Raw genomic sequence first — 19,111 nt, forward strand, 5'->3', positions numbered from 1 at the left:
CGGCCTCCCGGCCCCGGGAGTCAGGGGCGGCGGTGGCGGCCGGTCGCCGTGTCGTGGGACGAACCCGCACGGGTCCGGCCGTGGCCGGTCGGCACGCTGTCGTGGGTACCGGTCTCCGTGCCCCGGTCGACACCGGTCGCGCCGCCGCGTGGGGTGGTGCGGGCGTCCCGGTGACCCGTGCCGCGCCTGGCCGTGGTGGTGCCGCGTGCGGTGCTGCCCCGGCGGGCGGCGGCCGTGCTCCGGGCCGCACCTGCCGGTACGTGGGCCGGGCGGCGGCGCAGGCCCAGGACCGCGCCGATCTGCGCGCCGACGATGCTCGCCACCGCCAGGACGGCGGAGACCGCGAGGGGCCGGTTCACCCGATCGGGCTCGCCGGCCCGGGCGGCTCCCACCGTCACCGTCGGGGCCTGACCGGCGTCCCTCTCCGCCGGGGGCGGTGTGGCCCGCTCGGGAGCGACCTTCCCGGGTGCCGGCTGCGGGGCCGGCCGGGCGGGCGCGGGCGGGGTCGGGCGGGCGACGAGGCGGCCGTTGGCGTGCCGGCGGGCCCCCCGGTCCTCGGCGTCCCCGGGCAGCCTCAACAGCTGGCCCGGGTGGATCTCGTCGGGGTCGCCGAGCCGGTTCAGCTCGGCCAACTCCCGGTAGTCGGCGAACTCGTCCAGGTAGCGCTGGGCGACCGCGCCCAGGTGGTCGCCCCGGGCCACCCGGTAGACCGCCGCACCGTCGTCCGAGGCGGACGAGGTCACCGGAGCGGACGAGGCGACCGGGGTGGACCAGGTGTGCGCGGCCGGACCCGGCCAGGTGGCCTCCGCAACCACCGCCCGCGCGACCGCGGGCGGTGCCGCCGGCAGGACGTACGGGCCGGCGACCGCCGTCGCCGCGCTCGCCGCCGGGCTGGCCGCGAGGATCAGCGCGACGGAACCGACAAGCGCGGCGGCGGCCCGTTGCTGGCGACTCATCCCCGGCAGCCGGGGCGCCGGCCGGCGTAGCGCCTGCGCGCAGAGCTCGACCAGGACGGAGAAGGCGAACGTGGCCCAGCCGAACCAGCCGGCCAGCGCCAGGGCCCGCAGGAAGAGCCGCCCGTCGTCCCGGCTGGTCAGCGTCGAACCGATCTCCGTGACGCTGGGCAGGTGGTCGGGCAGCGGGTTGCCGGCGAGGGCGAGCAGCGCCACCGGCGCGCCGACCAGCACCGCGCAGAGCACGACGAGCGCGCCGAACCCGGTCAGGATGCGTCCGGTCCGTCGTACGACGGAACGCCCCGATGCGGCCATGGCTGCCTTCCCTTCCTACGGTGCCCCGGTGAGCGGCCGCGCGGTCGCCTCACCGGAGACGGTGACGGTCTCGTCGAAGCCGAGCAGGCCGAGCATGGATCGCTGGTGCGTGACGGTGACGCGTACCCGGACCCGGGTCTCCCCGTCGACGACCGGGAAGCTGACGGTGTGGCCGGCGGCGCCGGCGGCGGCGAGGTAACCGGCGACGGCCCGGCGGGCCTGGGGGCGGTCGATCCGGGTCGGCCCGCCCTCGATGGCGCTGGCCCGGTCGATGGCCTGGCCGCCGGCGCGGGCGGCCTCGGCCGCGAGGTTGTCGGCCCGCTGCAACGTGCGCAGCTGACCCGCGCCGTCGAAGGCCAGGCCGATGACGGAGAGGACGCCGACCATCGCCACCGCGAGGAAGATGCTGACCCGGCCCTCGTCGTGCCGGCCGGCCACGGCGGTCATCCCCGGCTCCGGTAGCGGTCCAGCGGTGACGTGAAGTTCGCCGACACGCGCTTGCCGGCGGGCATCCCCGGCAGGACGGAGAGGTGCAGGTCCCCGTAGGAGACCGTGCAGGCGATCCGGACAGTGACCGAGGCGTCCTGCCCGGCCGGGCTGCGGAACGCCGCGTCGAAGCTGGTGGGGGCGCCGCGTACCGCGCCGCTGAACGTCACCTCGGGAGCGCCGACGCAGTTCAGGCCGCGCCAGTCGAGCTGCCGGCGGGCCGCGTCCCGGGCCTCGGCGCGGGCGGTGCGGGCGTCCCGGGAGATCGAGGCGGCGCGGGCGGCGTCGTGGGCGGCGGCGTCGATCGCCTCGGCCGCCACGGCGGTACGCCCGGCGACGCCGGCCAGCACGATCAGCGCGATGAACGCCGGGGCGAGCACCGCCACCTCGATCGAGACCGAGCCCCGCTCGGCGGTACGGCTCACGGCACGGTCCACCGTTCCACGGTCCCGTGCGCGGTCTGGTGCACCGGGAAGGTGACCCCGGGTACGACCGACAGGGACCGCCCGCGCACCGTGCAGGTCACCTCGGTCGCGGTGGTCTCGCAGCTCGGTGCGGGATTCTTCCAGCCGACCAGCCAGCCGCCCGAGGCCTTCAGGAACCGGACGGCCCGCGCCTCACCGGCCCCGGGCGGCGCCTGGTGCAGCCGCTGCGCGTTGACCGCGCTCTGCGCGGCGTTGAGCGCGGTGGAGCGGGCGACGAACCAGGCCGCGGCCTGGATCGAGGCGAAGAGCAGCAGCAGGATCACCGGCATCACCACCGCCAACTCGACCGGGTTGGCCCCCCGGTCGACCCCGCCGGCCACGAGCCGCCGGGCGGCAGCCGCCCCGACTCCCCGAGGGATGGCCAGGGCGGGGCGCCGGGCGGCGGTGGCCGCCCGGCGTCCCGGGACGGAGTCTGTCCGGCGCACGGCCCGGCGTTACTTCGGGTCCGGAGCCTGGTGGGTCGGGATGTTGTCCATCCAGTCGTTGGCGGCACCGAGGGCGGTGGCGGTGACCGCCATCGCGACGGCGACCAGACCGAAGATGATCACTGCGGTCGGTACGGGGCTGTCGCCCCGCTCGCCGTCCTCGCGCAGCTCGGCCAGGCGTGTCGACACGACGACGTGCAGGCGGGTGATGACGGACATGACGTGCTCCTTCTCTCGGGGGCGGATCACAGGCGGGCGATGAACGGATAGACGGCGAAGCCGAGCAGGACGAAGACGAGCAGCGCCCCGGGGATGTCGAGCCGGCTGGTCACCCCCTCGGCCCGGGCCAGGTTGTCGGTGCGGATCTGGTCGCGTAGCGAGTCGGCGCGGCTGCGCAGGGTCTCGTGCACCTGCGCGCCCTCGCTGCCGGAGGAGCGCATGATCGCCCCGACGTCGCCCAGTTCCGGGATGCCGATGCGCTCGGCGAGGTCGCGAAGCTCGTCCCACGGCGAGTGCATCTGCATCTGCGCGATCCGCAGGGACTCGGAGATGCGGTCGAAGACCCAGCCGTCGCAGACCGCCGCCGCCCGCTCCAGCGACTGCACCGGCCCGTGCGCGGCGGAGAGCTGGAGGGCGACCAGGTCGAGGTAGGTGCAGACGGCCTGGCGGAACTCGTCGCGCGCCTTGTCCGCCCGGTCCAGCACCGACCGGTGCGCGATCAGGGCGCAGAGCAGCGCCAGCCCGAGGCTGCCGAGCACGGGTACGACCACCGGTAGCCGGATGCCGACGGCGAACAGGGTGCCGCCGAGCAGCGTCGGCGCGGCGAGCCCGATCAGCGCGGAGAGCAGCATCGACAGGGCGTACTGCTCGGGCGTCCGGTCGATCAGGGCGAGCTGCCGGTGCGGTGGCCGCAGCCAGCGGGACAGCCCGGTGAGCCACTCCAGCCGCCGGTCGGCGGGCGTGGCGAGCTGCCCGGCGCCGACCGGTTGGTGCAGCCGGCGCAGCGCGGGCCCGAGCGCGGGGGTCGCCGGCACCAGCTCGCGGACCACCAGGAAGGCGCCCAGCCCGACCGCCGCCCCGCCGCACACGGCGACGGCGAGCTGCCAGTTGAGGACGACGCTCACTGGGCTTGCCTTTCGTTCGCGACTGCGGGGCTCGCAAGCTCACTCCTCGCGCTCACGGGTGCTTGCCTTTCGTTCGCGACTGCGGGGCTCGCAAGCTCACTCCTCGCGCTCACGGGTGCTTGCCTTTCGTTCGCGACTGCGGGGCTCGCAAGCTCACTCCTCGCGCTCACGGGAGCACCTCCTCCGGGTCCGGGGCCGGCAGGAAGCGGGCCGGCCGGCGGGGCTGGCTCATCGACCGCACCCAGGCCAGCAGGCCGACGAAGGCCGCGCCGAGCGTCGCCATCACGAGCTGCCCGAAGGGCGTGCCGTACGGGCTGACGTACTCGGTGTTGAGCAGCCCGTACGCGACGGTGGCCAGGGTCATCCCGGTGAGGAAGCGGACCGCGAACCGGGGCTGGGTGCGCTTCGCCTCGATCTCCCGGCGGGTGGCCACCTCGGCCGCCGCCGCCCCGGCGATCGAGCCGAGCACGTCGCCGAGGCGTTCGCCCCGGTCGGTCACGTGCAGGATCAGCGCCGCCACCACCTGGTCGCAGACCGGATCGCCGATCTCGTCGGCGAAGGCGAGCAGCGCGGAGCGGGCCAGCCAACCGGCCTGGAGGCGGGCGGCGAGCAGCCGTACCTCCTCCTGGATCTCGTCGGGTGCGGTGCCGACGGTGCCGATGATCGTCTGCTGGAGTCCCTGGCCGGTGGCGGAGACGTCCTTGAGCCGGCGGGTCCACTCGCCGACCGCCTCGATGCGGGCGATGGCCCGCTGCTCGGCCCTGCCGACGGAGAACAGCCACGGCGTGCCCGGGACGGCCACCGCGACCAGCAGACCGACGACCGGCAGGCCGGTGACCAGGAAGGCCAGCGCACCCGCGACCAGGGCGGCGACCAGCAGCGCCTGGTGGGCCCGCTGCTCGCGCGGGGTGGCGCCCGGGCCCTTCCAGAGCCGGTCGAGCCCACGGCCCGCGCCCGGGCCACCGGGCGGCCGGCGGGTGCCGACCAGCGCGACGACCGCCAGCAGCAGCCCGGCCACGCAGGCGGCACCGGAGGCCACCGCGACGAGTTCGACGTTGTCCAGCACCTCCGGTCACCGCCGCCCGAGCCGGGTCTGCCGGGGCCGCCGCCACGCGCCCGTGCCGGCCTCGATCCAGCGGCTGAGCAGCCGGGCGTCGTAGCCGACCCGGAGGAGCTGGGCGCGTACCCGCTCGGGCAGGTGCCGGGGCACGGCCCGCCCGTCCGGCCCGGGCCCGAACACCTGGGTGGTGGTGATCCGGTTGCCGTCGCCGACGCCGATGACCTCCTCGACGTGCGAGACGAAGCGGTGCTTGCGCCCGCCGATCGCGGTCTCGTCCTCGACGGTGACGTAGACGATCAGGTCGAGCGCGTTGCCGGCCATCCGGCGGGCCTGGTCGACGGTCATCTCCCGGCCGTGCGCGAGCGCCAGCTCGATGATCCGCTCGCTGACCCCGGCGGGCGTACGGGCGTGGATGGTGCACATCGAGCCGCGGCTGGTCGTCATGGCCTGGAGCATCGGGACGATCTCCCGGGACCGGACCTCGCCGACGATGATCCGCAGCACGCCCATCCGCAGGGAGACCGGGATCAGGTCGGCGATGCTCACCTCGCCGGCCGGGCGGCCGTCCGCCCCGCGTTCGCCGTGCCCCTCCCGGGCCTCGAAGCTCATCACCGCCCGGTGCTTGAGCCGGCGGCGGGCCGGCAGCAGCTCGCGGCTCTCCTCCAGCAGCACGTACGGCTCGTCGGCCGGGATCTCGTCCATCAGCGCCCGGATGACTGTCGTCTTCCCGGCGCCCGCGAGGCCGGCCACCATGATGTTCAGCCCGGCCCGCATGGACGCGCGGAGGAAGTCGCGCACCAGCGGGTCGATCATCTCGTCCAGGTCGCCCCGGCCCCCGGCGAGGTCGTCGAGGCTCACGTCCAGCGTGTTGTGCTTGCGGATCACCGCGTACGGGCGGTGGCTGACCAGGAACACCGCGGCGAGCCGGCTGCCGTCGGGCAGTTGCAGGTCGAGGGTGGGCTTGGACGTCGACAGCGAGCGTTCGGTGGCCCCGGCCCGGCGGGCCGCCGCCTGGAGGATCTCCACCAGCTCGTCGTCGCTGTCGGCGATCGGCTCCACCCAGTCGACCCCGCCGCCATGGCGGGTGACGCGCACCTGGTCGCAGCCGAGGATGTGCACCTCCTCGATGGTGTCGTCGACCAGCAGCGTCTGGAGGCGGCCGAGCCCGGCCAGTTCGGCGGTCACCTGGTCGAGCAGGAGCCGCTCCTCGCCGGCCGCCATCGGGGTACCGGCCCGGCGCACCGCGTCCGCGTACTCGGCGACCACCGTCACGGCGAGCCGGGCGCGCTCGGTGTCCTCCTCGTCGACGGTGAACTCCCGGCCGCGCTGCCACAGGGCCAGCCGCTCGCTGAGTTCCCGGCGCAGCTCGCGTACCACCTGGAAGTCGACCCGGGGCCGGGGCGGCGGCTCGGGCCGCGGCGCGGTGACCGGCACCGGCAGCGGGAGGGGATGGTGGCGCCCGTTGGGCGGGGCCAGCGGCGGGGCGGTCGAGGTGGCGCCGGGCGGCTGCCGGCGCGGGTCGCCGGAGACCGGTTCAAACCGCATCCGGCACCCCCTGCGGCACGGGCCAGGTCAGCCGGGCGCGCCGGCGTTCCAGCAGCGCACCGACCGGCACCTCCAGGGCCCCGGCCGCGCGCATCAGGGGCCGTCCGGCCCGCACGGTGCCGCCCAGGCCGAGCACCTCGGCCGTACGCGGATCGTGCGGCATCCGGGCGATCACCGGCAGCCGCAGCGCCTTGCTGACCTCGCCGCTGCCGTGGCCGTCGCCGACCAGCAGCAGCCGCAGGGTGCCCGGCGGCACCCGGTGCTCGGCGAAGTCCCGCTCGATCGTCCTGGCCATGGCCCGGGTGCCGGAGAGGTCGGGGAGCCGGGCGCCGCTGACCAGCAGCACCACCGAGGCGGCGCGCAGGACCGGCCACGGTGGACCGACGACGTGCAGCCGCCCGCAGTCCACCACCACGTCGTACGGCGGGTCGCCCGACTCCAGGCTGCCGAAGAAGTCGGCGAAGCGCTGCCAGAGCGGGATGACGCTGCCGGCCTGGGCGGGGTCGACGACGCCGGGCAGCAGCAGCCGCTCCCGCTTCGGCGCGTCCAGGTCGACCAGTTGCGACCAGAACGCCGACTCCAGGTTGCCGTCGCGCAACTCGCCGACCGCCAGCTCCCCGATGCCCCGGGGGCCGTCGAGCGCGCCGCCCAGGTAGCCGGCGAGGATCGACCCGCCGGCCGGGTCGCACTCGGCGAGCACCAGCCGCCGGTGCCAGGTCAGGGCGCACGCGAGGGCGGCGGTGGTGACGCCCGGGGAGCCCTTCGCCGACACCAGCGCGATGATCGCCATGGTCAGGCCGCCTCGGTCAGTACGAGGGCGATCCGCTCCTGGCTGGACAGCGCGACGACGGCCGGCACGTCCCGGACGGCGAGCGCCAGGTAGACCACCACCTCGTCGTCGTCGTCCGAGGTGACGGCGTCGATGACCGTCGCCTCGAACCGGGTGGCGGCGCCCGCGGGGCGGTCGTCGTTCCCGTCCGGCGTGCTCACCAGCAGGATCTTGTCGCCGGGGTGGAGCCTGCGGGCGGGCACCTCGGCGGGGCTCAGGCCCAGCGCGAGCTGCTGCTGGCCTGGGCCGAGCAGCGGGTCGTCGGTGAGCTGCGCCATGGTCAGCAGCGTGCCGGGGGTCAGCGCCACGGCGGCCCGCTTGCCGACCACCTCGTCGAGCCGGCCGGCGGGCACCGGCAACAGCCCCTGGCCGCCGGCCACCTGCACCGGGACCAGGTCGTCGGCGCTGACCTGCCGGCCGACCTCGACCGCCCGGGCCACGGCCAGGTAGCTGCCGGTGGCGCGTACGGAGGTGACCGCGAACGCCGCCCCCAGGCCGCCGAGGGCGATCAGCAGGACGGCCAGGCCGAGCAGCCCGGGCCGCATCCGGCGCTGCCGCACCACCCGGGGCGGGGCGACCGGCGCGTCCACCGGCCCGGTTCCGTTCCGGGTCGCCACACTCACCGGACCATCTCCGTTCGCGACTGCGGGGTTCGCAAGACCGGCTCACTCCTCGCGCTCACTGGGCCACTACCTGAAGTTCGTTGATTCGGACCGGGACCGTTCCCGTGGTCCGGTTGACCGGGATGACGCCGCTCTGGCCGCCGCCCTGCCAGGTCACCGTCCAGTAGGTCGTGGCCCGCACCCGGTAGTCGCCGGCCTTCGGGTAGCCCCGGTAGCCGCAGTCGGGGGAGGGGTGGCCGGCGAGCGGGCCGTCGGCCCGGTACGGCGTACCGGCGCCGGAGCAGGTGACCTTGCGGCCGTTGCCCATGTTCCAGACGATCCGGTCGAACGTCGCCGTGATCCGTACGGTCAGGCCCCGCTCGCTCTCCGACGCCCGCTGGGTCGGTCCGAAGTACTTCCGGTCGTCGTTGCGGCCCCACATCCAGACCGGCAGCCCGACCAGGCCGGGGCCGTTGCTGCGTCGGGGGGCGACCGCGATCCGGGGCGCCGCGATGGTGATCTTGGCCAGCGCCCGCCGGGCGAGTTCCTCCGGGTCGGGCGGCGCGCCGAAGCCGGGCGGCGGGGCGTCGCGCAGGACCGTGGTCTGGGAGCCGAGGCTGCCGCCGTTGCAGGTGCGCACGTACCACTGCTGGCCCTCGGGGGCCTCGGGCTGCGGTTCGGCGAGCTTGTAGTAGCAACCGTCGCCGTTGTTGAACCAGCCGAGCACGCTGTCGTAGCACTTGACGGTGCGGCCGTTCCACTGGCACTTGGCGCCGCCGCCCCCGCCGCCCGAGTCGCCGCCCCCGCCGTCGTCCCCGCCGCCGCCGGGGTCGCCCGGGGTGCCGGGATCGTCGTCCCAGACGCTGCAGTCGCTCTGCCCCGGCGGGCACTCCGCGCCGGGGTCCGCGCGTCCTGCGGCGATCGCGGGCACGGCCGCCCCGAGCGCCAGCAGCAGGGCCAGGGCGGCGCCCGCGAGCGACCGGCGGGCCGTCCCACCCCGGCCGTCACCGTCGGCGGTACGGGCGTGGGCCGCCCCGGCGTCGGATCCCGCCCGCGTCAGCACGGCTGGTCCTCGTGGGCGGCACCGGCGCTGATCAGCCAGCGGCCGTCCGGGTAGCGGGTGGCGGTGGCGGTGGCCAGGTGCCGCGTCCCGCCGGTGCCGGGCACGACCCGCTTGTCCCTGGCGTAGACCAGCCGGTAGCCGGTGGCGTCCAGGCAGTCCTGGATCTCCACCGTGGGCGGGCTCGAATCCAGGCTCACCGAGGTCACGGTCGGGTCGGAGACCAACGTGCCGGTACGCATCGCGCCGTGCTCCTTCGCCTTGCGGATGGTCAGCCGGACCCGGGTCAGCAGCGGGTCGGCGAGGAACCGGGACAGCTCCGGATGGTGGGGGTCGCCGCGCCCGCTCGCCTTGCGGGAGGCGGCGAGATATCCGGCGTACGCGGCCAGCGCCGCCTTCCTCGCCGCCTGCTCGTCGGCGGCCCGGTGGGTGGGGGCGGGGGCGTCCCCGGCGGTCGCCGCCCGGGGGGTCGCTCCGGGCTCGGCACCGCAGGCGGGGGCCGCGCCGAGCGCCGCGATGGCGAGCAGGCAGGTTGCCCATCGGCTGAACCGCCGTCCGCGCACGTCGTGCCTCCTCGGTGGCGACCCGGGGCCGGTCTCGGTGGCCTCCGGGCATGCGGCGGCGTGGTCGGACGGGGTCGTCCGGACCTGTCGGAAATCGCCGACGCATTTGCCGTTACGGATCTCTACAAAAGCGTTGTCCCGCGTCGTCCTGTCTTTTGGCTGTGGGTTGCACCACACCCAAGGGGCGAGCATAGGCTGACGCTCGCCGATGCAACAGGGGCAATTCATTCGAACACTCTGCGTGATGACAGGTGGTGGCGGCGGGTGATCGGGGCCGGTGCGGGCGGGTCGGGTGGCGGGAATCGGTGGGGCGCCGGCGTGGGAAGCGCACGAGATGGGCGAGGCGTCGCCGAGACGGCCGGTGCGTGTCCCGGACGTGGCGTCTGGTCCGATCCGTCCCCCGCGCCGACGCGTCGCTATTCCGTCAGGGTGGGATTCCCGTCTATATGGACGCGCCATTTCCGCGCCCGACGCCGCGCATTGCGGGGGAGGGGTGCGGGCCGTTCCGCCCGTTACCGGCAGGCATTCATGGCGTTACCCTGCGTGGTCGTCGCCGGTGCCTGCCTCCGGGGGCGATCGTGGCGCTGACCGGGCCGCCGGCGGTGGCGGAGCCGACCGCACCGAGGGTCGCCGCGCGCGGGGCGCGGCTGTTGGCCGTACTCGCGCTCGCCCCGGCGCTCCGGCTCGCCGTGATCCGGCACGCCGTACCGCCGGGGGTGGCGACCCGGACCGGGTGCGACGCGTGCGGCGCCCCGGTCGGGCTGGCCCGGCCCTGGCCGGCGCTGGGCCCGACGGCGCGGTGCGGGCGGTGCGGGGCGCGCGTCGGTCCGCCGCCCGGCACGGTGGAACTCGCCCTCGCGGCGGCCGTCGGGGCGCTGGTGCTGCTCGGGCCGCCCGCCGCCGTGCTGGTCGCCACGGCCTGGTGGCTGGGCTGGGCGATCCCGCTGGTCCTCGTCGACGCGGCCGTGTGCCGGCTGCCGGACCGGCTCACCTGGCCCGCCGCCGCCGGGACCTGGCTGCTGCTGGGGCTTGCCGCCCTCGCCGGGGCCGGCCCGGCCCCGTGGCTGCGCGCCACCGTGGCCGGCGTCGCGCTGGCGCTCTTCTTCGCCACCACCACGCTGCTGCTCGGCCGGCGCGGCTTCGGCCTCGGCGACGCCAAGCTGGCGCTCGGCGTCGGCGCGCTGCTGGGCTGGTACGGCTGGGCGGTCCCGGTGGCCGGGCTGGTGCTCGCCCTACTGCTCTCCGGGGTGGTCGGCGTCGCGCTGCTGGCCGCCCGCCGTGTCGGCTGGCGCAGCCACCTCCCGTTCGGCCCGTTCCTGGTCCTCGGCGCCCTCGCCGCCCTCCTTCTGGTCTGATCCTGCGGGCGCCGGCCGCCCGCGCTCCCCTCCTGGCCGGGCGGCCTCCCGTCCGCGCCGGCCCTCCGTCCGGGCAGGATCCGCGTCCCGCGAGCGGTCAGCGGCGGGACGTCGGGGTGGCCGGATCGCGGACGGGGCGCTCGGCCTGGCGGGCGCGGCGGTGCAGCAGCCCGGCGGCGGGGCGGGCGAACAGCGGGGTGAGCAGCGCGGCGAACAGGGCGCCGAGCAGGACACCGGCCACCACGTCGTGCGGGTAGTGCACGCCGACGAAGGTGCGGGAGAAGGCGGCCAGCGCCGCCAGCGGCAGCGCCACCAGGCCGACCCGGCGGGACAGCAGCAGCGTCGCCACCGCCAGGCCACCCGCGATCGTGGAGTGGTTGCTGGGGAACGACCAGTCGCCCGTCGGCGGGCACTCGCTGGCGATGATTGCGAGTTCGGTGGCGATCGCCCGGCAGGGGCGTTCCTGGTCCACCACCGTCTTCAACAGCTCGCTGCACCCGTACGCGAGCACCACCGGCGCCGGCGACACCAGGGCGTACGCGCGGTCGCGCGGCCCGCCCCCGAGCCGGGACACGGCCGCGATCAGCCACAGCGCGCCGAGCAGCAGGATCGCGCCCTCGGTGAAGTGCTCGGCGAACCACTGCACCGGTTGCGGGGTGTCGGCGGCGAAGTCGACGATGTCCTGGTACAACTCGACACTGATCTTCGGAACGTCCGACGTGTCCGCATCAATCATGATTCACCTCACGGATCGTTCATACCTCGTTCAGCTCCCAGACAACCCTGGAATACCTGGAAGTCGGGCGCAGTGTGCATTGGTCGGGTGGTGGCCCCGACTTTCGTCTCAGCGACCTCTCAGCCCCATCTGCTTCGATTGGCCCGGTACGTCGGACTTCCCTGGAGGCGCTGTGCACGAAACCCCCATCACCGATCGGCCGCCGACCGGGCAGGTCACAGGGGGCGACGAGGCCTGGCGGATCCGGCGTACGCAGGCGGACATGGACCGCCTCGCCGAGACCGAGTCGATCTTCGCGTTGGGCAACGGCTGGGTCGGCTGGCGCGGCACCCTGGACGAGGGCGCGCCCTACGGCATGCCCGGCACCTACCTCAACGGCTTCCACGAGCGGCGCGAGCTCGACTACCCCGAGGACGGGTACGCCTTCCCGCAGTTCAGCGACACGGTGATCAGCGCGCCGAACGCGGCCCTGATCCGCCTCTGGGTCGACGGCGAACCGCTGGACGTGCGCACCGGCACCCTGCGCACCCACGAGCGGGTGCTCGACCTGCGCGCCGGGGTGGTCGAGCGGCACACCGAGTGGATCTCGCCGGCCGGGCACGGCGTACGCGTCCGCAGCGTCCGGCTGGTCTCCCTGCCCCGCCGTCCGGTGGCCGCCGTCCGGTGGTCCGTCGAGCCGTTGGACGGCACTGTCGAGGTGCGGGTCTGCGCCGACCTGCTCGCCAACGAGCGGGTGCCGGAGCGCGCCGACGACCCCCGCGCCGCCTCCGTGATCACCGACCCGCTGACCGCCGAGTACCGGCACTCCGACGGGCACGACGGCGTCCTCGTCCACCGCACCGAACACAGCGGCCAGCGGGTCGCCGTCGCCGTCGCGCACGACGTGCACGCCCCGGACGGCTTCGCCCCCGGCGTCGACTGCACCCCCGACCGGCTGCGCCTCACGCTGACCGGGACGCTGCGCGCCGGCGAGCGGCTGCGACTGACCAAGTTCGCCGCGTACGAGTGCACCCCGGTGGACGGCCTGCCCCCGGAGGAGCTGGCCCGCCTGGTCGTCGCGGAGGCCGACGCGGCCCGCGCGGAGGGCTTCGAGGCCCTGCTGACCGGCCAGCGCGCGGTGCTGGACGCCGCCTGGCGGACCGCCGACGTGCAGCTCGACGGCGACGACGAGCTCCAGCAGGCCATCCGGTTCTCGGTGTTCCACCTGCTCCAGGCAGGCCGGGCGGACGGCGACCGGACGATCCCCGCCAAGGGGCTGACCGGCAACGGCTACGACGGGCACGTGCTCTGGGACACGGAGGGCTACGTCCTGCCCGTGCTGACCTACCTCGACCCGCCGCTGGCCCGCTCGGCGCTGCGCTGGCGGCACGCCCACCTGCCGGAGGCCCGCGAGCGCGCGGCGGAGCTGCGGCTGCCCGGAGCGACATTCCCGTGGCGGACCCTCGGCGGGCGGGAGTGCTCCGGCTACTGGCCGGCCGGCACGGCCGGGCTGCACCTCAACGCCGACATCGCCGACGCGGTGCTGCGCTACGCCGCCGCCACGGGCGACGAGGAGTTCCTCGTTGGGCCCGGGCTGGAGCTGCTGGTCGAGACGGCCCGGCTCTGGCACGGCTTCGGCCACTGGTCCGACACCGGCACCTTCCACCTGCACGGCGTGACCGGCCCCGACGAGTACAGCGCCCTGGTCGACGACAACGTCTTCACCAACCTGATGGCACGGCGCAACCTGCGCGGGGCCGCCGACGCCGCCGAGCGGCACCCCGGGGCGGCGGCCCGGCTCGGCGTCGAGGCGGCCGAGGTGTCGGCCTGGCGCGCGGCGGCCGACGCGGTCTTCGTCCCGTACGACCGCAAGCGGGGGGTGCACCAGCAGTCGGCCGGCTTCACCGAACAGCCGGAGTGGAACTTCGCGGACACCTCCGAGGACGACTACCCGCTGCTGCTGCACTTCCCCTACCTGGAGCTGTACCGCAAGCAGGTGGTCAAGCAGGCCGACCTGGTGCTCGCCATGCAGCGCTGCCCGGGGGAGTTCACGGCCGACGAGAAGGCCCGCAACTTCGCCTACTACGAGGCGCGGACCGTCCGGGACTCGTCGCTGTCGGCCTCCCCGCAGGCCGTGCTCGCCGCCGAGGTCGGGCACCTCGACCTGGCGTACGACCTGTTCGCCGAGTCGGTGCTCCAGGACCTGGCGGACCTCGGCGACAAGACCGGCGACGGGCTGCACCTGGCGTCGCTGGGTGGGGCGTGGCTGGCCCTGGTGCAGGGCTTCGGCGGGCTGCGCGACGACCGGGGGGTGCTCTCCTTCGACCCCCGGCTGCCGGCGGCGATCGACCGGCTCGCGTTCCACCTGCGCTGGCACGGCCACCGGCTGCGGGTCACCCTCACCGCCGACGAGGCCCGCTACGAGCTGCCGGACGCCGACCCGGAGACCGGCATCGAGGTGTGGCACCACGGCGAGCCCCTCCGGGTCACCGGAGCCGGGCCGGTCACCCGCCCGATGCCCGAGGTGCCCGACCCGGGGCCGGAGCCGCCCTCCCCGCCCGGCCGCCGCCCCACCCGCCGCTGAGCTGTAAGGAAGGGCCCCTTCCTCACACCTGGGTAGGGTGGCGCGGTGCCCGAACTCGAGCGGCTCGCCGCCCACCACGCCGACGCGCTGCTGCGCTTCGAGCGGGAGAACCGGGAGTGGTTCGCGCGCTCGGTGCCGGACCGGGGCGACGCGTACTTCGCCGACTTCACCGCGCGGCACGCGGGGCTGCTCGCCGAGCAGGAGAGCGGCACCTGCCACTTCCACGTCCTCGTGGAGCCGGACGGGACGGTGCTGGGCCGGTTCAACCTGGTCGATGTCGCCGACGGCGAGGCCGAGCTGGGCTACCGGGTGGCCGAGCGGGCCGCCGGGCGTGGGGTGGCGACCGACGGCGTCCGCCGCGTCGTGGCACTGGCCCGCCGGGCGTACGGGCTGCGTCGGCTGACCGCCGGGACCACGCTGGACAACGCGGGCTCGCTCGCGGTGCTCCGGCGTACCGGGTTCACGCCGGTGGGCGAGGTGTCACTCGACGGGCGCCCCGGGCTGCGGTTCGCCCGCGGGCTGACGGCCGACGACTGACGCGCCCGACATCCGCTGCCGGACGGTCTCCAGCGCCTCGAAGGCGTACGCCCAGTTGTGGCACTTGAAGCTGCGCAGCCCCTCGATCGCGGTGCGGCAGTCGGTGCAGCGCACCCCGGCGATCGCGTCCGGGACCTCGGTGTTGACGTACCTGCGGTCGCCGAGGATGACCGTCGCGATCATCATCCGGTCGTGCACGCCGGAGAGGGCGGAGGAGACGATGTCGTACCAGTTCACCCGGCGGCCGCACTTCGGGCAGTCCGGCTCGTCGCCGCTGACCCAGAGCGGGGCGCCGATGCTGCGCAGCGGCATGCCGAGCAGCTTCTCGATCCGGCGTACGTCCGACTCCGGGGTCGTCCACCGGTGCCTGCCGGGCAGCGAGGCGGGCGAGTCGTAGACGGCACGGAACAGGACCGGGTCGACCTCCACGGTCTCGCGCTGACTGGTCATCGGCGTGCCTCCTCCACGGTCGGTGCCCACCAGGTGGGGCGGGTACGACCGGATCAACGACGACCGGGGGCCCGGTGTTGTGTCCGCCCGGCGACGCGAGGGCTACGCCTCGCGGGGGCGCAGGCCGCGCAGCGCCGTGTCCACCACCTGGTCGGCGTACCCGTGCGTCAGCGGGCCGGTGCGCTGGAGCCACCGGTTGAGGACCGGCCCGAAGATCAGGTCGACGGCCACGTCGAGGTCGACGTCATCGGCGAGCTGGCCGGCACGCCGGGCGGCGCGCAGGCGTTCCTTCTTCAGCTCCCGCATGGGCCCGTCCAGCCGCTCCGCGTAGTCGGCGGCGAGGGCGGGGTCGTGGACGATCTCGGTGTGCAGGGCGCGCATGGGCAGGTCGTAGCGCGGGTCGTTCAGCTCGTCGACGACGGCCCGCAGGACCAGCTTCAGGTCGGCGGCCAGGTCGCCGGTGTCCGGCAGGGCGCCGCCCTGTCCGTCCTGCCCGCCGTCGGTCGTGAGCGCGAGGAAGGCGTCGAACAGCAGGGCGCCCTTCGAGGGCCACCAACGGTAGATCGTCTGCTTGCCGACGCCGGCGGCGGCGGCGATGCCCTCGATGCTGAGCTTCGCGTAGCCGACGTCGCCGACGAGGTCGAAGGCGGCGGCGAGGATGGCGCGGCGTGCGGTCTCGCTGCGACGGCTGGAGTCGGGGGCGACCTTCTGCGTGGGCACGGGCCCAATCTAGCAAGAGGATGAGACGAGACGGTCCGTCTTGACAGTGGAGCCCGATCGGGTAGGGTCACTCCCGTCAACAAGACGAGACGGTCCGTCTCGTCAGGGAGGGAGCCCCCATGGAAGCCTCAGCCACCGCCGCACCCCGGGTCTGGTTCGTCACCGGGGCCAGCCGTGGCCTCGGCCGCGCCTTCACCGAGGCCGCGCTCGCCGCCGGCGACCGGGTCGTCGGCGCGGCCCGGGACGTCTCACCGCTCGACGACCTCGCCGCCCGGCACCCCGACCGCCTGCTGGCGCTGCGCCTCGACGTCACGGACCGCGCGGCGGTCCTCGCCGTCGTCGAGGAGGCGGTACGGCACTTCGGCCGGCTCGACGTCGTCGTGAACAACGCCGGGGCGCTCTACATGGGCATGGTCGAGGAGTTCACCGAGGCCGAGGCCCGCGCCCAACTGGACCTCAACTTCTTCGGCGCGCTCTGGGTCAGCCAGGCCGTCCTGCCGCACCTGCGCGCCCAGCGCGGCGGGCACGTCGTGCAGGTCTCCAGCATCGGCGCCCTCGGCGGCTTCCCCAGCACGGGGCTCTACAGCGCGAGCAAGTTCGCGCTGGAGGGCATGAGCGAGGCGCTGGCCGCCGAGGCCGCCGGGTTCGGCGTCAAGGTCACCATCGTCCAGCCGGGCGGCTACTGGACCGACCTCTACACCAGCAGCACGGCGGCCACCCCGAACCCCGCCTACGACCCGCTGCGGGAGGAGTTGGCGCGGCAGTGGGCGGAAGGGTCGATCGACAGCGAGCCCCGGCTGGCCGCCGAGGCGCTGATGAAGCTCGTGGCCAGCGACGACCCGCCGCTGCGGCTGCTGCTGGGCAGCATGGTCTACGACCTCGCCTTCGACATCTCCAGGCGACGCATGGACGTCTGGGCCGGCTGGGAAGAGGTGAGCCGCGCCGCCGAGAAGGCGGTCCCGGCCCCGGGCGTCGGGCCGGCCTGACCGCCGCCGGGCGCGGGAGGGCGGGGCGCGCGGCGGCTCGCGTACGGCCGATCGTGACGGTCGCCACGCGGGAGGGAACTCTCCCGTCGCGGAAGAGTAGGGTCCGTCGGGTCGTCGCGCCGCCCCCAAGTGGAAATGGCCCCATGTCCTCTGTGCCGTCCCTGGCTCCCCGCCCGCGCCTGCCCCGCCCGTCCTGGCTGTCGCCGAGGGTGTTCCGCACCGAGGTCCTCGCCGGCCTGGTCGTCGCCCTGGCGCTGATTCCGGAGGCGATCTCCTTCTCGATCCTGGCGGGGGTCGATCCCCGGGTGGGCCTCTTCGCCTCGTTCACTATGGCGGTGACCATCGCGATCTGCGGCGGTCGGCCGGCGATGATCTCCGCCGCCACCGGGGCGGTCGCCCTGGTCGTGGCGCCCCTCGCCAAGGAGCACGGCCTCGACCACCTGATCGCCGCGGTGATCCTCGGCGGCGCGATCCAGATCCTGCTGGCGGTGCTCGGGGTGGCGAAGCTGATGCGGTTCATCCCGCGCAGCGTGATGGTCGGCTTCGTCAACGCCCTGGCCATCCTGATCTTCGTCGCCCAGGTGCCGCACCTGATCGGGGTGCCGTGGCTGGTGTACCCGCTCGCGGCGGTCGCGCTGGCGATCATGGTGGGGCTGCCCCGCCTCACCCGGGCCGTCCCGGCGCCGCTGGTCGCCATCGTGGTGCTGACCGTGGTCACGGTGGCCACCCACGCGACGGTGCCGACGGTGGGCGACGAGGGGGCGTTGCCGGACAGCCTGCCCACGCTCGGCCTGCCGCAGGTCCCCTGGACCATGGACACCCTGACCCTGATCGCCCCGTACGCCCTGGGCATCGCGCTGGTCGGGCTGATGGAGTCGTTGATGACCGCGAAGCTGGTCGACGACATCACCGACACCCCCTCCAGCAAGACCCGGGAGTCGTGGGGGCAGGGCGTGGCGAACATCGTCACCGGGTTCTTCGGCGGCATGGGCGGCTGCGCGATGATCGGTCAGACGATGATCAACGTGAAGGCGTCCGGCGCCCGTACGCGGCTGTCGACCTTCCTGGCCGGCGTCTTCCTGCTGATCCTGGTCGTCGCGCTCGGCGACGTGGTCGCGGTGATCCCGATGGCCGCCCTGGTCGCCGTGATGGTCATCGTCGCGGTGTCGACGTTCGACTGGCACTCGGTCGCCCCGGCCACGCTCAAACGGATGCCGTACGGCGAGACGATCGTCATGGTGACCACCGTCGTCACCACGCTGGCCACCCACAACCTCGCCGTCGGCGTCGTCGCCGGCGTGCTCACCGCGATGGTCGTCTTCGCCCGGCGGGTCGCCCACCTGGTGGAGGTGACCAGCGTTCTCGACCCCGAGGGGACGACCCGGATCTACTCGGTGCACGGCGAGCTGTTCTTCGCCTCCAGCAACGACCTGGTCGGGCAGTTCGACTACGCCAACGACCCTGACAGTGTGGTCATCGACATGACGCACGCCCACGTCTGGGACGCCTCCTCCGTGGCTGCCCTCGACGCCGTCACCACCAGGTACGCCGCCCGCGGCAAGACCGTGGAGATCGTCGAGCTGAACCGCCCCAGCGCGGACATCCACGGCACCCTCGCCGGCCGGCTCGGCGTCGGCCACTGATGGCCCCCGACCGCCGTACGGCCGGGCCGGCACCCGCCGCCCCCGGCCCGGCTGCCGGGTCCGCCCCCGGCCCGGCTTCGGCGCCCGCCGCCGGCCCGGTCGGAGGGCGGCTGATGCAGATCGGCGAGGTCGCCGAGCGGGTCGGGCTGAGCATCCGCACCATCCGGCACTACGAGGACGTCGGCCTGATCGTCCCGTCGGCCCGCAGCGACGGGGGCTTCCGCCTCTACACCGCTCCCGACCTCGACCGGCTCGCCGTGGTCAAGCGGATGAAGCCGCTCGGCTTCACCCTCGACGAGATGCGCGACCTGCTCGGCGTCCTCGACGCCCTCGGCCCGGCCGAGGGCGCCGACCGGGTCGCCCTGCTCGACCGGCTCGGTATGTTCCACACCGCCGCCACCGCACGCGTCAGCGCGTTGCGCGACCAGCTCGCCACGGCCGAGGGATTCGCCGGCACGCTCCGCGACAGGCTCGACCAGCACGGTGGTCCGTCCACCTGAGCCGGTTGTCGGCCCTGGCGGCGGGAGTGGCGACGACGGGCGGTTTCCGGTCCGGCTCCCGAGCTTCCCGATCCCGGTGACCCTCCTGGCTCCACTGTGGACCGTGCGCCGACCGCTGGCGGCCGGCCGTGGCGGAGGCGCACTACGCTCCGGGCCACACAAGGAGAGGGAAGA

The 19,111-nt window shown here is 74.9% G+C and carries 21 protein-coding genes; 6 read left to right on the forward strand and 15 right to left on the reverse strand.

From position 1 onward, the window contains the following. Nucleotides 1-20: 20 nt before the first annotated feature. The 12 genes from AC0OO9_RS15850 to AC0OO9_RS15905 all read right to left on the reverse strand — a co-directional run bounded on the left by AC0OO9_RS15850 (nucleotide 21) and on the right by AC0OO9_RS15905 (nucleotide 9,447). Nucleotides 21-1,268, reverse strand: coding sequence for a LysM peptidoglycan-binding domain-containing protein (locus AC0OO9_RS15850; protein WP_484517827.1), 1,248 nt, complete (start codon nucleotides 1,266-1,268; stop codon nucleotides 21-23). A gap of 15 nt (nucleotides 1,269-1,283) precedes the next feature. Next, nucleotides 1,284-1,715: a pilus assembly protein TadG-related protein gene (locus AC0OO9_RS15855; RefSeq protein ID WP_484517828.1), complete on the reverse strand. Its 432-nt coding sequence runs from the start codon at nucleotides 1,713-1,715 to the stop codon at nucleotides 1,284-1,286. Continuing rightward, the gene (locus tag AC0OO9_RS15860; protein ID WP_484517829.1) at nucleotides 1,712-2,191 is read right to left on the reverse strand and encodes a TadE/TadG family type IV pilus assembly protein; all 480 of its coding nucleotides are present in this window, start codon (nucleotides 2,189-2,191) and stop codon (nucleotides 1,712-1,714) included. The genes AC0OO9_RS15855 and AC0OO9_RS15860 overlap by 4 nt, the downstream gene beginning before the upstream one ends. Continuing rightward, nucleotides 2,176-2,598 (reverse strand): TadE/TadG family type IV pilus assembly protein, encoded by a 423-nt coding sequence (locus tag AC0OO9_RS15865; RefSeq protein ID WP_484517962.1) that lies wholly within the window; start codon nucleotides 2,596-2,598, stop codon nucleotides 2,176-2,178. Before AC0OO9_RS15865 ends, AC0OO9_RS15860 begins: the two co-directional genes overlap by 16 nt. 75 nt (nucleotides 2,599-2,673) lie before the next feature. Continuing rightward, nucleotides 2,674-2,883 (reverse strand): hypothetical protein, encoded by a 210-nt coding sequence (locus AC0OO9_RS15870; RefSeq protein WP_132232354.1) that lies wholly within the window; start codon nucleotides 2,881-2,883, stop codon nucleotides 2,674-2,676. Nucleotides 2,884-2,909: 26 nt separating this feature from the next. After that, nucleotides 2,910-3,788 carry a type II secretion system F family protein gene (locus AC0OO9_RS15875; RefSeq protein WP_132232352.1) on the reverse strand — a complete coding sequence of 293 codons (879 nt, stop codon included), beginning with the start codon at nucleotides 3,786-3,788 and terminating at the stop codon, nucleotides 2,910-2,912. A 166-nt stretch (nucleotides 3,789-3,954) separates the two neighbouring features. Then, complete coding sequence (locus AC0OO9_RS15880) at nucleotides 3,955-4,854, reverse strand: type II secretion system F family protein (RefSeq protein WP_484517830.1); 900 nt, start codon at nucleotides 4,852-4,854, stop codon at nucleotides 3,955-3,957. A gap of 6 nt (nucleotides 4,855-4,860) precedes the next feature. Beyond that, nucleotides 4,861-6,393, reverse strand: coding sequence for a TadA family conjugal transfer-associated ATPase (locus AC0OO9_RS15885; protein ID WP_357576914.1), 1,533 nt, complete (start codon nucleotides 6,391-6,393; stop codon nucleotides 4,861-4,863). Beyond that, on the reverse strand, nucleotides 6,383-7,183 hold the full coding sequence (locus AC0OO9_RS15890; protein WP_484517831.1) for a CpaE/TadZ family protein: 801 nt from the start codon (nucleotides 7,181-7,183) through the stop codon (nucleotides 6,383-6,385). The genes AC0OO9_RS15885 and AC0OO9_RS15890 overlap by 11 nt, the downstream gene beginning before the upstream one ends. A 2-nt stretch (nucleotides 7,184-7,185) precedes the next feature. Further along, entirely contained in the window at nucleotides 7,186-7,845 is a 660-nt protein-coding gene (locus AC0OO9_RS15895) for an SAF domain-containing protein (protein ID WP_484510935.1), read from the reverse strand. A gap of 55 nt (nucleotides 7,846-7,900) precedes the next feature. Further along, complete coding sequence (locus tag AC0OO9_RS15900) at nucleotides 7,901-8,884, reverse strand: hypothetical protein (RefSeq protein ID WP_484517963.1); 984 nt, start codon at nucleotides 8,882-8,884, stop codon at nucleotides 7,901-7,903. Continuing rightward, a complete protein-coding gene (locus AC0OO9_RS15905) occupies nucleotides 8,881-9,447 on the reverse strand; it encodes a hypothetical protein (RefSeq protein ID WP_484510936.1) in 567 nt (188 codons plus the stop codon). The genes AC0OO9_RS15900 and AC0OO9_RS15905 overlap by 4 nt, the downstream gene beginning before the upstream one ends. A 578-nt stretch (nucleotides 9,448-10,025) precedes the next feature. On the opposite strand from AC0OO9_RS15905, the gene AC0OO9_RS15910 reads away from it, so the two are divergent. Next, nucleotides 10,026-10,802 (forward strand): prepilin peptidase, encoded by a 777-nt coding sequence (locus tag AC0OO9_RS15910; protein ID WP_484510937.1) that lies wholly within the window; start codon nucleotides 10,026-10,028, stop codon nucleotides 10,800-10,802. 97 nt (nucleotides 10,803-10,899) lie between these two features. Here the strand turns inward: AC0OO9_RS15910 and AC0OO9_RS15915 are convergent, their stop codons facing one another. Continuing rightward, nucleotides 10,900-11,538, reverse strand: coding sequence for a phosphatase PAP2 family protein (locus tag AC0OO9_RS15915; RefSeq protein ID WP_484510938.1), 639 nt, complete (start codon nucleotides 11,536-11,538; stop codon nucleotides 10,900-10,902). Nucleotides 11,539-11,800: 262 nt separating this feature from the next. Here AC0OO9_RS15915 and AC0OO9_RS15920 point away from each other — a divergent pair, with 262 nt between their 5' ends. Continuing rightward, on the forward strand, nucleotides 11,801-14,101 hold the full coding sequence (locus AC0OO9_RS15920) for a glycoside hydrolase family 65 protein (RefSeq protein WP_484517964.1): 2,301 nt from the start codon (nucleotides 11,801-11,803) through the stop codon (nucleotides 14,099-14,101). Between the two features lie 45 nt (nucleotides 14,102-14,146). Beyond that, nucleotides 14,147-14,638: a GNAT family N-acetyltransferase gene (locus AC0OO9_RS15925; protein ID WP_484510939.1), complete on the forward strand. Its 492-nt coding sequence runs from the start codon at nucleotides 14,147-14,149 to the stop codon at nucleotides 14,636-14,638. Here AC0OO9_RS15925 and AC0OO9_RS15930 read toward each other — a convergent pair. Together AC0OO9_RS15930 and AC0OO9_RS15935 are read right to left on the reverse strand one after the other, a co-directional pair. After that, nucleotides 14,582-15,088 carry a hypothetical protein gene (locus AC0OO9_RS15930; protein ID WP_132232336.1) on the reverse strand — a complete coding sequence of 169 codons (507 nt, stop codon included), beginning with the start codon at nucleotides 15,086-15,088 and terminating at the stop codon, nucleotides 14,582-14,584. The two genes, AC0OO9_RS15925 and AC0OO9_RS15930, sit on opposite strands and share 57 nt — an antisense overlap. A gap of 102 nt (nucleotides 15,089-15,190) precedes the next feature. Continuing rightward, entirely contained in the window at nucleotides 15,191-15,808 is a 618-nt protein-coding gene (locus AC0OO9_RS15935; protein ID WP_484510940.1) for a TetR/AcrR family transcriptional regulator, read from the reverse strand. Between the two features lie 119 nt (nucleotides 15,809-15,927). Here AC0OO9_RS15935 and AC0OO9_RS15940 point away from each other — a divergent pair, with 119 nt between their 5' ends. The 3 genes from AC0OO9_RS15940 to AC0OO9_RS15950 all read left to right on the forward strand — a co-directional run bounded on the left by AC0OO9_RS15940 (nucleotide 15,928) and on the right by AC0OO9_RS15950 (nucleotide 18,937). Continuing rightward, nucleotides 15,928-16,794, forward strand: a complete 867-nt coding sequence (locus AC0OO9_RS15940; RefSeq protein ID WP_484510941.1) for an SDR family oxidoreductase — start codon at nucleotides 15,928-15,930, stop codon at nucleotides 16,792-16,794. Nucleotides 16,795-16,937: 143 nt separating this feature from the next. After that, on the forward strand, nucleotides 16,938-18,437 hold the full coding sequence (locus tag AC0OO9_RS15945) for a SulP family inorganic anion transporter (RefSeq protein ID WP_484510942.1): 1,500 nt from the start codon (nucleotides 16,938-16,940) through the stop codon (nucleotides 18,435-18,437). Next, nucleotides 18,437-18,937 carry a MerR family transcriptional regulator gene (locus AC0OO9_RS15950; protein ID WP_484510943.1) on the forward strand — a complete coding sequence of 167 codons (501 nt, stop codon included), beginning with the start codon at nucleotides 18,437-18,439 and terminating at the stop codon, nucleotides 18,935-18,937. Before AC0OO9_RS15945 ends, AC0OO9_RS15950 begins: the two co-directional genes overlap by 1 nt. The last annotated feature ends 174 nt before the right edge of the window (nucleotides 18,938-19,111 follow it).

The organism is Micromonospora sp. USAFONa4 (genome assembly GCF_057197825.1).